Origin of the sequence: Fredinandcohnia onubensis (assembly GCF_002734285.1) — a bacterium.
In the GTDB taxonomy this organism is placed as follows: Bacteria; Bacillota; Bacilli; order Bacillales; family Bacillaceae_L; genus Ferdinandcohnia; species Ferdinandcohnia onubensis_A.
Window position 1 is genome coordinate 198,731 of sequence record NZ_NSEA01000008.1, and the last position, 11,834, is coordinate 210,564.

The following is an 11,834-nucleotide window of genomic DNA, read 5'->3' on the forward strand; positions in this document are numbered from 1 at the left end:
TACTTCCTATTTAAACAAATCGAGCAATTTCGCCCAGAAGCCTTTGGTTTCTTTTTCTTCCACTTCTGTTTTTTTTGGTTCTTCTTGTTTTATGCTTTCCGTTTTTATGACGAATTGGACAAGATTAACATTTTTATTTTGATCCGATACAAAAGAGACAGCTTCGAAATCTGATTTATCATACTCAGACATCATGCGATCCACTTCTTCCTTCATTTGTTCTGGTAAATCACTCGTAGACTCATATAATTCTCGAGTACCATTGTGTAATTCACTAACACCGTTGTCAAGCTCACCTGTACCTCGTGACAGTTTCACAATTCCCTGATGCATTTTCTGATAAGATTTCGATAACTGACCGACTCCACCTGTGTATTGCACCAATCCTGAATGAAATGTTTGATAATTGGCGGATAATGCAGCAAGTCCTTGCTGTAATTGAGCAAGAGATTCTGCAGCACCTGATGCTTCTAATGATGCTGAAACCTCGGTTGCCATATGATCGAGATTTGATGCCACTTCAGTGAGTCCATTCATTAATCCAGCTAAAGCACCGTCTACTGCGGTAAGGCCATCTTTGACCTGAGAATAGGTTCCTTTAACAGTTTGCGCTGCCGTATATGTGTTCAAAAGTTGATTGACAACTTCCTGATTTGCTCCGCTCTTTTGCAGCTCTTGTATTTGTTCTTGTGTAATTGTGGCTGCTGGGATAGTCGCTATTGCTTTCTCTAATGCACCGTAAGCACTCCCATAGCCTTCCTTAAACTTGGCTATTTCTGTTACTGTCCCTTGTAAACTCATTGAGATTTGCTGAAGTCCAGCTGTTAATTTTTCAAGATCGCCAAGATTCACATCCTCAGACCCAGCATTTAGAGACTTGCTTATCTGTTCAAGAGCTTTCCCAATTTCATTCGAACCATTGACAAGACCAGAAGAAGCCTTGTTAATATCGGCCATCCCTTTATTGTATTGACCAGAACCGTTTTGAAGCTCCTGCACACCACTATTTAGCTCGGAAACACCATTCTTTAATTCTCCTACTCCATCATGAAGCTGTTTAATGCCGTTTGTTAAAGATGACATGTCTTCTGTCATTTCGTCGATTTCAGGTGCATCTATCGACATCGATGATGGAACGGCTGTGATGTTGATACCATCAAGTTCAAAATCGATTACATTTGCTTGGAGTACAAATTCTTCCTCTTTTTCAGGCATTACAGTAAACGTAACTTGTTTGTTCTTCCCTGCATTTGCAAGCATTCCTTCTTCAGCTTCAATATTCGTGTAAAGAGCTGGATCAAGTGTTAAAGAAATTTGCAATAAATAATTTGTAAAGAAGACAGGATTCACTTCTTCATTAGCAGAAATTTTAATCCGTATTTCAATTTTTCCGTCTTGACCAACTAGTTCTTTAGGTGCCATTTCTTTACCGTCTAGCATATACGAAACATCAATATTCCAAGGGAGTGCTTTTTCATCGATTGAGCCTTGATAATAGAATTTCCCCTCTGGTGCTTCCAATTCTACTGTATTCTCTTTTTGGATGATCTCAGAGAAGTCTGTTAAGTTTTTTAATGTTAAATATGATCCATAATCAACAATCTTCCCTGCTTTTTCGATATCCAATGTGTTTACCACATATAAATCTTGCTGTTTCCCATTGGCACTCAGTGTTGCATACACGACCTCATCTTTCGTAGATATAATTCCTTCGGTCGATGCAGCAGTGACAAGAAATGACGGCAATACGAGAGTGATAGTCAGTAAGATTAATAGTACTTTGTGTATTCTCTTCATCCTCATTTCTCCTTATAATGATTTGCTTTCCATGTAGTTTTCTCAATGACCTTATCAAAAACCAATACAAGAGCTGGTAGGAAAAATACGACCATGATGAACGCAAGCAAGGCTCCTCTTCCTAGCAACAGTCCAATTGAAGATACGATTGGATTTGATGATGTAAAGGCTAAAATAAAGCCTACACTCGATAAAATGGCTGCCGAAATACCAATTGAAAAAATCTTCTCATCAAGTGTTTTCTTAATTGCTTTACGTGCAGACATTTGCTTTCGATTCGTTGTGTAGTCTTCGGTCAAAAGAATCGCATAGTCTACCGTTGCGGCTAGCTGTACCGTACTGATGATCAAGTAACCAACATACACCAATGACGAATCTGTAAAATATGGGACGGAGAGATTGATCCAAACTGCAGTTTGAATCGTAAGCAATAACACGATAGGATACGAGATTGACTTGAATGTCACAATAAGGACAAGGGCAATCGTAAGAACCGTTAAGAGATTCACCAATGCGTTATCCTTTTGAATCGTATTTTTGATATCATACAAGGTCACGCTTTCCCCAAGTGAATGTGCTTCGTCTCCAAAATACGCTTCTGCGGTTTGTTTAATTTCTTCTATTAAATAGAATGCCTCGTCGCCTTCATTTTTCGTAGTTGTATTTATAATAATACGACTGTAGTTGTCGGAATAAAATAGGTCAGTGATCGATTCGTCCAAATACTCTGGAGGAATCGCGCTACTCACAGTGTTAACGTACGCTAGAACACTCGAAACCTGATCAATCTTCTCAATATCCTGAACGAATGCTTCTTCTTTTGCCATATCCCCTTTTGGTGTAAGTAAAACCATAGGAGTGTAGGCTCCAAATTCTTCCTGGATTTTCATTTTATCACTGCCAGCCCTCGTTGACTCTGGTTGATCTCCAAGGCCATAGATGAAATTCGTCTCACTTTGGGCCATAAATGCTGGCACAATTAACAGTGCAACTAATAGTAAACTTGGGATTCGCAATTTCACAACAATGCTTCCGACTTTGTTAAAGCTTGGGATTAGCGGTTTGTGCTGTGTTTTATCAATCCACTTATAAAATAACAAAGTTAGAGCCGGTAAAAACACCATAACACTGATAAAGCTTAGTAAAATCCCTTTTACAAGGTTGATTCCAAGGTCTGAACCAATTTGGAAATTCATTAATGATAATGCCATAAACCCGAAAAAGGTAGTTGACGCACTTGCCGTAATTGCTGGAAATGATTTTTTCATCGCAAGTTGCATCGCTTCTTTCGGATCGGCAACTGTTTTTCGATAGTCTGAAAAACTATGAAGTAAAAAGATCGCATAATCGAGTGACACGGCTAGTTGTAGGATCGGTGCAACCGATTGGGTTACGAACGATACTTCCCCAAGAAAAATATTAGTTCCAAGGTTGATAAGCACGGAAACCCCAATTGCAGTAAGGAAAAATATTGGCTCGACCCAAGAGTTCGTTGATAATACCAAGATAATAATAATGATGGGTACCAATAAGAGAGCGGCATAAAGTGATTCTTGACCAGCCATCTTCTGTGAAGTGGCTGTATCTAGTGCTTCACCTGCCATCGCATTGTCTTCACCAATTACCTCGTAGATGGCATCCGTTACCGCAACTTCGTCTCCCTTTTCGATACTTAAAGAAAACAGTGCGTTATTTTCTTTGTAGTAAGATTCAACAGTCTCTTCATCTGCCATTTCAATCGGCGTTTTGATATCAATGGCATCATCTAACCAAGTGACATCCGATACGCCATCAATTTCAGAGAGCTTCTCTTTATAAACAAGTGCTTCCTGTATCGTGACGTCATGTATCATGACCCTCGTATTCGGCACAGCCCCTTCAAATTCTTCTTCCATAATTTCCATGGCTTTCACAGAAGGAGCATCCTCCGGCAAATAGTCAACCATATTATAGTTAACGACCACCCCAAATTGGACAATGGTGGCTAAAAGTGTGAGGAGCATAAACGTTATGACGACGGATTTTTTATGTTTAATAATTCGTGCTGCAATATCTATAATGATTCACCCTCTCTTGCATAACCGGCAATTCCACTATAATATTATAACGACACGGTGTTGCCTAATCAACAAACAGTTTATTAAATTGAGTACGTTTCACAACATGATTATCTAATATGTTGGATAACTTCCAAAAGAGGGATTAAATATGACTTCAACTAAAATTGACAGACGTAAACAATACACACGCATGGTACTAAAGGATAGCCTTATGAAGCTATTAAAAGAAAAACCAATTGCAACAATTACAGTGAAGGAAATCTGTGAAGTAGCAGATATCAATCGGTCTACTTTTTATGCTCATTATTCTGACCAATTTGATTTGCTCGAAAAGATAGAAGAAGAAATTATTGAGGATATGATCACGTATCTCAACCAATATGATTTTGATAAAGAAGATGAAACATTACAAATGACAGAAAAACTGCTGGAGTACATCGTCACCAAGAAAGATGTTTGCCAAACCTTATTGAATGAAAATGTAGATACCACCTTCCAGCAAAAAGTCATGGATATTGTCCACCGCTATCTCATGAAAAACTGGGCCAGTAGCCATCTAGATAAAAATGATTCTGAATATTTTAGTACCTTTATTATCAGTGGAAGTATTTATGTGATCAAAAGATGGTTAAAAAATGGAATGGACAAATCACCAAAAGAACTGGGCGAATTAGTCAATAGCATCATAAACAAGGGCGTAACAGCAGTGAAGTAAGTGGACTAACCGGTGCGGGTGGGTCGCGGGGACAGGTCCCTTGTCCCAAGCATAAAAAACGGGACAGTGAACCTGTCCCGCTGTCCCATTATTCGATTGTCAAATTTTGTTCTTTTGTCATTTGGTTTGCTTCGACTTTTAGGGTTATTTTTCCTGTTTTTAGAGCTGTTAGTTCCCCTGTTGTGTGGTCGAATAGTGCAGCGTACTTACCTGAAGTTTCTGCACTTTTCAGTTCTTCTCCACTACCGATAAAGACGTTATCACTGCCTTCCCATTGAACTGTGGCTGGATAATGAAGTGGGAAGTTTAGGTTGTCTTTTTGATGACCAGTTGCCTCAACTTGTACTGTTTCTCCTACTTTTATTGTTGCTGGTGCTTGAACGGTAATATCTACTAATAACGGATTCACCTCAGCTTGAATCCAGTCAGTACCAGACACAGAACTTTGACCATTTGATTGTTCAGGCCCCATTGCCTTGTCAGGTACAGGAGTTGGATCGACACCGAACATCGTCCATTCGTAGAAACCACCTGCATCACTGGATCCATATGGTGCTTTTCCAGAAGGTCCTACAACCATATATGGAACACCTTCGACACGTTCAACACTTACAGTATGAGCATGACCACCGACAAATAGTGCTCCTTTTCCACCTGACGTCTGACGGAAATCCGTTAAGAATTGTTCGAGCAGATTAGATTCTTTTCGATCACTAAGCTGACTATTCTTCGTTGGTAGTGGATCACGCGTTGGATGATGCGCCATCACAACTACGTTTTTCACATTTGGATCCTTTGCAGCTTCGGTTAACGCCTTTTTGAGGTCAAGTAGCTGTTGGAAATCACTCGTACGGAAACTTCCTGTTGATGAATCAAGTAAAATAAATCTTGTCCCTTTGTGATCAAACGTATAGCGGTTATTTTCATACACTTCTAAGAAATTATCCAACGTACCTGGTCCCATAATTTCGTGGTTTCCAGGGATATAATAGATTGGGAGTTTATCTCCGACTTCTTCTTGTAAAATTTGCTCAGCAAGTTCAAAATCCTCATCCCATGCTGTATCAACCAAATCCCCGTTAATGACAAGGAAGTCTGGATTTGCTGCTACGATTTGTCTAAGTGATTCTCTTGCCATTTGTACTTGAGAACTATTTGGATCCTTAGCAACAAACTGGCTGTCAGCTAGTACTGCGAATGTCCAACGTCCTTTTTCAATTTCACCGTTTTGAATAATGAGCGGGTCCGGATCTTTTGTTACTTCTGGAACCTCAATTGAAGTTGGAACTTTAACAGTCACATCATCAAATACCAATTGACCTGTATATTGATCGTTTTTGTTTGTTTCAACTGGATAGATTCTCCAAAGCTTTACAGGGTATCGTACGCCTTCAGGTACTGTTGTTTCAACGTACTTCCAGCCTGTCCAATCTACTGCATCGGCTAGTGATAATGTGTATCTTGTGCCTCCTGCATCTTCAATGACAGTACGAAGCCAAGCTCCATTTCCATCGCCTTTTACCCAAAGACCAATTTTCTGTACGTCCCCTGGTAATTCAATTGTTGGAGACGCTTGTAAATATGCAGCACGTGTTGCGGTAGTTGTTGAAAAATCATATGTTAACTCAATTCCTTTTCCATCCCTGCCAGCAACATGATTCATAGATGCTCCAACTTCATTTGGATATTTTGTAAAAGACCATCCACTTATCTCTTCAAAATCATCGACTTTCTTTGTAGCTAGACCAATTGTAACTGGCAGATACGTAACCTCGTCTTTTACTTTTAGTGTAATTAGCGCTGACGCACCGTCAACTTTAGGAACGACGGAAAAGCTACCATCGACATTTTCCATGACAGAAATAACTGACTCATCATAGTCTAAACTCACATCTCTAGCTTCAATCGGTGCGCTGTACCCATCTTTGTCATAACCATAAACAGAAAAACTTGATTGCTGTCCTAATTCTAAACTAAGACGCGCTTGTGAAGCCTCGATTCGATTCAATTCACCAAGGACGGTAATCTCCATCGAGCCCTTGGCAGATGTTACTTGTGCCTGGGCAATGGCATTACCTGACTTTTTAGCATGGAAAACGCCATTTTCCTCAAACTTACCAACGTCTGCCGGAAGTGCCTTCCATTTCACTTCACCAACTGAAACGGGAGCGTAATTTTCATCATGCCCTAAACCAATAAATGTTCTTGTTAATCCAGGAAATACACGGTTACTCATATCAGATTCAAATACTGTGTTAACTGCAAAGCTCTTTAATTCACCACTTCCAGCTTTTGCAAAAATTCCAATTCCATTCGGTACTGAACGTTCAGATCCATCGGATGGCTGATTCACAGCCTTCACGTCATTCGTACCAGGCTTTCGTGCGACCATTGTTGTGGAACCTCCACCATCAAGGTTTAAAGCATAATGTGCACCATATTCTTTCATCAGTTGAGCTAATTCTTTAAATGTCATACCACGACTATCTGTTTGACGTCCATCAACTGCTGCTAAAATCATTGTTTTTCGATCCTCTGAAAAGCCAACAGCAGTTCGAGGTGCAGAAGTCGTATCGTCCAGATTCGAAATAACCTCTCCATTTTCAATAAGCTTGATATTCCCTCCAACAGCAAAGGAAACATCGATGTTAGTCTTTGGCGCATATTCTACACTTACTTCATCACCAACTGATAAAGCGCTTAAAGCCTCTGCACCTTTTTCACGTCCAACAAGTATAAAAGCATTTTCAGGAATGGCGCCACTCCCTGCACCCTCTGTTACAGCTGTAACCTTTCCATCTACGACCATAACCTCTTTCACTTGGTTTCCAGCCTGGGATCTTTCTGCTGTTCCCCAGACAGATGTGTACAATCCAATACCGTCTTTTGAAATTCCATATTGATTGAGTGCGTCAAGTGTGATTTCTCCGCTAGGTAGCTTAACTTTCCCATCTAATAGAATGGTAGATATATGCCCTAAACCATTTTTATCAACACTTGCAGTGAGTGTGTGACTACCTTGTGGCCCTTTTACCATTTCCCCTTTACTAACTACAGTACCTAGAGGTGCTTTCGTATTATTAATATCGAAGAAATCTCCATTGACTCCAGCGATTGCACCTGCTTCCTTAGCCATTTCCGACAATGGTTTAGCAGATGAAACACTACCAGGAAAAAGTATATCCGTTGAAATGCTATCATTTCCTAAGTTAATGGTCATTACTTCACCGTTTAGCCAGCCTCGAGCGTCAAACCTTTCAAAGCTAGCAAGCTTAACACCAGGACCAATCGGTGTTGTACTTTCGTTCGAAACAAGCGTCTTGCCAGCTGGGCCAACAAAAATGACAGGTTCTGTTCTGTCCGAAGAAGTTGATCGAGCTTGAGCTACATCTGATGGTTCACTATCAGCATGAACAGTAGGTGCTAGTGGTACTGTTATGGCTGAGGCTAATACAACATTTCTCCACCACTTTACATTCATTCGTAATTCTCCCCTCTACTAAAATATAATTTTATAATATACGGAATATTCTTGAAGTATATTTTCATTATACCAAGAATCTCTTTACAGAATAACTACTGAATATTAAGGGCTTATTGATAGACTGTAAAGTTTTTACAGTAGAAAAGTAGGAGATTTGTTTACAATAATTGCAGAATTGTAGAGGAAATCTTTAGAAAAGCAGGTCTTTGGATTTGGATTTTTAGGGAGTAGATTTGTTCAAAACACTTGAAATTATTTAAAAAACAGGAAAAAAGGCCTGCATAAATACAGACCTTCTTTAGTAAATGGTTTGGGACAAGGGACCTGTCCCTGTGTCCCATTAGATGATTCCTTGGAATCGTAGGATGATTTCGGCTACGATTGCGGATCCGAGGTAGGTTCCGAGTAGAACGAACATCCCAATAACGATTGTTCTCCAGCCTAATTTTTTGAAGTCAGCCCATGAGCGTCCGATGGAAATACCAGCATAAGCTAAGATTGGTGTTGCGATAGCTAATAGATTCACTTGTGCTGTCCATTCTACAAATTTTTCTTGGAATGGCATGCCTGGAATTGTGATAATGAATGCTAGAATCCCAATGTAGGCAATACTTGGAACCTTTTTATATGGAATGGCTTTATGAATAATTAATCCAGCCAAACTCACTCCAGCTAGAACAAGTATTCCTGGAACAGCTGCAAGTGGCATAACATCATAACCAATCCAGTTTCCTGCAAGAACTGATATAGAACAAATGATAAATAATAAGACCCATTCTTGAATACTTTTTAACATTGGTTATTACGCCCCCTTTGTAGTCGAATTCGCAGCTTTTTTATCTCTTACTCTTGAAAGAACATTATATAGCTTCACCGTTAATGGCAAACCGATGAAAATACTAGCGTACAATCCTGTTACAGAAGTTAATAGATTACTTGCTCCTGAGAATGCAGTTATTGTATCTGCCATATCTGGATATGCCGCGACAAGTGGCCCAAGTGATGCTGCAGCCATACTTCCACTTCCTACCCCTGTTGCCATTGCAAACGAGTATGGATGGAGTGGTGTAGCTGTTGCCAAGAATCCAGATATAAGACCTAAGAAAATCGATCCAAACACTGTACCGAAAATATAGATCGCCATTACACCACGACCCTCTGGAGATGAAAGACCATATTTATCCGTAATAAGGGCTAAGTTTGGTTCTCTTCCGATGGAGTGGGTCATACCAATTGCTTCTCGTTTTAATCCTAAGAATACCGCGATAGGTAACGCAATAAAAATGGTACCTAGGTTTCCTAGTTCTTGTAGCATTAAGGCTGGACCTGCTTCAATTAATTGCGGTAAAGCTGGACCTGCTTGTACACCAAATTTTGCAATCAACAATGTTACAGAGATAAATACGAGTGATTCCGCATTTTTAGACATTTTTTCTGTTACAAGTGGTGTAAAATAGACCGCAATTCCAACGATAACTGCATACAACATGGGTAGTAATAGAATTACCCCTGCTCCAATCGGAATACGATGTGTGCCTATTAATTCAGTCACCAACACAATGGCAAATACTAAAAGATGTAATTTCCAATCTTTCCAAAGATTTGTTGCATTTTCACTCATTGCTCTTCCCCCTTTTTAAATAGTGATGCTGTTTATATGGTAGTTATTTTACAGCCTCTTTTGCATGGACTTTCATATATTCTAATGTTGCTATTCCTAATATCTTTGCTGCGATTAAAAGTGCACGCTCGTCGATATCAAACTTCGGATGATGGTGAGGGTAAGAGTCCTTCCATTCTGGATTCTCTGCACCTGTAAAGAAGAAGGTACCTTTGACATGCTGTAAATAATACGCGTAATCTTCTCCACCCATAACAGGTTCGGTTTCAGCAACCTTGTTTACGCCTGGAACGTCTTCCGCCAATTTTGCAACAAATTCGGTTTCTTCCTTATGGTTGATGAGAGTCGGATAGCCGCGTGTATAGGTAAATTCATAATCTGCACCATTCACATCACATGTTCCACGAACCACTCGTTCCATTTCTTTTTCGATAAAATTACGAGTCTCTTCTTTGAAGGTACGAACTGTACCGATCATTTCTGCATAGTCAGCAATTACATTGTAAGGATTTTTTGCCTCAAATGAGGTTACAGATACAACGGCTGAATCCAATGGATCTACTTTACGGCTAACAATTTGTTGTAGGTTGTTAATGAGTTGACCTCCAACGACAATACTATCAATTGTTTGATGTGGGTAGGCACCATGCCCGCCACGACCTTGAATTTTAATATCGAAACGGTCTGGAGCTGCTTGGATTGCACCTACTCGATAACCAATTTCTCCAACTGGCATTTGAGCTTGTAAATGTGTGCCGAAAATGACATCGACACCATCTAGGCAGCCATCTTCAATCATCGAAATGGCACCACCCGGTGGTAGTTCCTCCGCATGCTGATGGATGAATACAACTGTACCCTCAAGTTCTGCTTTCATCCCATTCAACACTTTTGCTAAACCAAGTAGGGTTGCAGTATGACCGTCATGACCACATGCATGCATCACACCGTCATTTTTAGACTTGAACGGTACATCCGTTTGTTCTAAAATCGGGAGGGCATCGAAATCTGCACGTAAGGCAACAGTTGGTCCAGGACGATCTCCTTTTAGATAAGCTACTACTCCATTACCGCCAACACCAGTCCGGATTTCATGACCTAATTTTTCATGGTAGGTAGCAATGTATTCTGCTGTTTTTACTTCCTCAAATGATAACTCTGGGTATTCGTGTAAGTATCGGCGTATGGAGACAATTTCATCATAAATTTCGTCTAATTTTTCAAATAAATTTTCCATTTAAATGCCCTCCTAGTGGTTTTTTATTGTTCCATCATTTCTTTTAAAACGGTGTATACCGCTGATGAATCTTGTTGACCCTTTCCTTTGTTCTTTCCTAAGTGAAAGAGTTGATGGGTCATGTCACTGACAAAGGTAGAAACTTGTGAGTTTTCAGCTAATTCACGGTACAAGTGGATATCCTTTGTCATATTGGCAAGTGAAAATTTCACATTGTCAAAAGACTCGTCTAATATGTTTACCCCGAAAACATCCATCGCTCGGGTTTGACCAGACCCTTTTTGAAGGATCCCGGCAAGTTTTTCCTTTGATACCCCAGCTCTTTCTCCGGTTAAAAAGGCTTCACTTAATAGGGTAATCACGCCTGCTACGACCATATTGTGACAAAGCTTTACGGTTTGCCCTGCTCCACTCTTCCCAACATATTCGATATGTTTACCAACAGCTTGTAAGACTGGGAGAATGGTTGGATAGTGATCCTCACTCCCACCAACCATGATGGTCAACGTCCCGTTTGCTGCTCCTTCAGGGCCACCACTTAGTGGACAATCATAAAACTGGATTCCCTTTTCTTCGGCGGTTTTATGAATTTCCCTTGTCAGCTGTACGTCATTTGTACTCATATCCAAAATGAACGAACCTTTTTTCATTTTAAAAAGAACACCGTTTTGTTCGTGTAGTAGTGTATCTTTAATAATATCAGGTGAAGTAAGTGACATGATTAAAAAATCAATTTCACTTGCCATCTCACTAGGTGTTCCAGCAGCAATTGCTCCATGGTCAACTAGATTCTTCACCGCAGCTTCATTAATATCAAATACGTGGACTTTGTAGTGATTTTTGAGTAAATTTTTCGCAATTCCACTTCCCATTAATCCGCATCCAATTATACCGACCGCTGTCATCATAATCCTCCAGTC

The 11,834-nt window shown here is 40.0% G+C and carries 8 protein-coding genes; 1 reads left to right on the forward strand and 7 read right to left on the reverse strand.

What is annotated here, in order from left to right; genetic code table 11:
- Window positions 1-6: 6 nt before the first annotated feature.
- Together CKJ95_RS08955 and CKJ95_RS08960 are read right to left on the reverse strand one after the other, a co-directional pair.
- Complete coding sequence (locus CKJ95_RS08955; protein WP_099353066.1) at window positions 7-1,797, reverse strand: hypothetical protein; 1,791 nt, start codon at window positions 1,795-1,797, stop codon at window positions 7-9.
- A gap of 2 nt (window positions 1,798-1,799) precedes the next feature.
- The gene (locus CKJ95_RS08960; protein ID WP_099353067.1) at window positions 1,800-3,800 is read right to left on the reverse strand and encodes an efflux RND transporter permease subunit; all 2,001 of its coding nucleotides are present in this window, start codon (window positions 3,798-3,800) and stop codon (window positions 1,800-1,802) included.
- Between the two features lie 205 nt (window positions 3,801-4,005).
- Between CKJ95_RS08960 and CKJ95_RS08965 the strand changes: the two genes are divergently transcribed.
- Complete coding sequence (locus CKJ95_RS08965) at window positions 4,006-4,572, forward strand: TetR/AcrR family transcriptional regulator (RefSeq protein WP_099353068.1); 567 nt, start codon at window positions 4,006-4,008, stop codon at window positions 4,570-4,572.
- Window positions 4,573-4,660: 88 nt separating this feature from the next.
- Here CKJ95_RS08965 and CKJ95_RS08970 read toward each other — a convergent pair whose 3' ends face one another.
- The 5 genes from CKJ95_RS08970 to CKJ95_RS08990 form a co-directional block, all read right to left on the reverse strand.
- The gene (locus CKJ95_RS08970) at window positions 4,661-8,053 is read right to left on the reverse strand and encodes a phosphodiester glycosidase family protein (RefSeq protein WP_099353069.1); all 3,393 of its coding nucleotides are present in this window, start codon (window positions 8,051-8,053) and stop codon (window positions 4,661-4,663) included.
- Between the two features lie 343 nt (window positions 8,054-8,396).
- Complete coding sequence (locus CKJ95_RS08975; protein WP_099353070.1) at window positions 8,397-8,852, reverse strand: hypothetical protein; 456 nt, start codon at window positions 8,850-8,852, stop codon at window positions 8,397-8,399.
- A gap of 6 nt (window positions 8,853-8,858) precedes the next feature.
- Window positions 8,859-9,677, reverse strand: a complete 819-nt coding sequence (locus CKJ95_RS08980; RefSeq protein ID WP_099353071.1) for a DUF3100 domain-containing protein — start codon at window positions 9,675-9,677, stop codon at window positions 8,859-8,861.
- Window positions 9,678-9,720: 43 nt separating this feature from the next.
- Window positions 9,721-10,914, reverse strand: a complete 1,194-nt coding sequence (locus CKJ95_RS08985) for a M20 family metallopeptidase (RefSeq protein WP_099353072.1) — start codon at window positions 10,912-10,914, stop codon at window positions 9,721-9,723.
- A gap of 23 nt (window positions 10,915-10,937) precedes the next feature.
- The gene (locus tag CKJ95_RS08990) at window positions 10,938-11,819 is read right to left on the reverse strand and encodes an NAD(P)-dependent oxidoreductase (protein ID WP_180271454.1); all 882 of its coding nucleotides are present in this window, start codon (window positions 11,817-11,819) and stop codon (window positions 10,938-10,940) included.
- Between the last annotated feature and the right edge of the window lie 15 nt (window positions 11,820-11,834).

Bases quoted from the DNA above. Each gene is read 5' to 3' on its own strand.
- CKJ95_RS08955 (WP_099353066.1), bottom strand. From the start codon at position 1,797: ATGAAGAGAATACACAAAGTACTATTAATCTTACTGACTATCACTCTC.
- CKJ95_RS08960 (WP_099353067.1), bottom strand. From the start codon at position 3,800: ATGCTCCTCACACTTTTAGCCACCATTGTCCAATTTGGGGTGGTCGTT.
- CKJ95_RS08965 (WP_099353068.1), top strand. From the start codon at position 4,006: ATGACTTCAACTAAAATTGACAGACGTAAACAATACACACGCATGGTA.
- CKJ95_RS08970 (WP_099353069.1), bottom strand. From the start codon at position 8,053: ATGAATGTAAAGTGGTGGAGAAATGTTGTATTAGCCTCAGCCATAACA.
- CKJ95_RS08975 (WP_099353070.1), bottom strand. From the start codon at position 8,852: ATGTTAAAAAGTATTCAAGAATGGGTCTTATTATTTATCATTTGTTCT.
- CKJ95_RS08980 (WP_099353071.1), bottom strand. From the start codon at position 9,677: ATGAGTGAAAATGCAACAAATCTTTGGAAAGATTGGAAATTACATCTT.
- CKJ95_RS08985 (WP_099353072.1), bottom strand. From the start codon at position 10,914: ATGGAAAATTTATTTGAAAAATTAGACGAAATTTATGATGAAATTGTC.
- CKJ95_RS08990 (WP_180271454.1), bottom strand. From the start codon at position 11,819: ATGACAGCGGTCGGTATAATTGGATGCGGATTAATGGGAAGTGGAATT.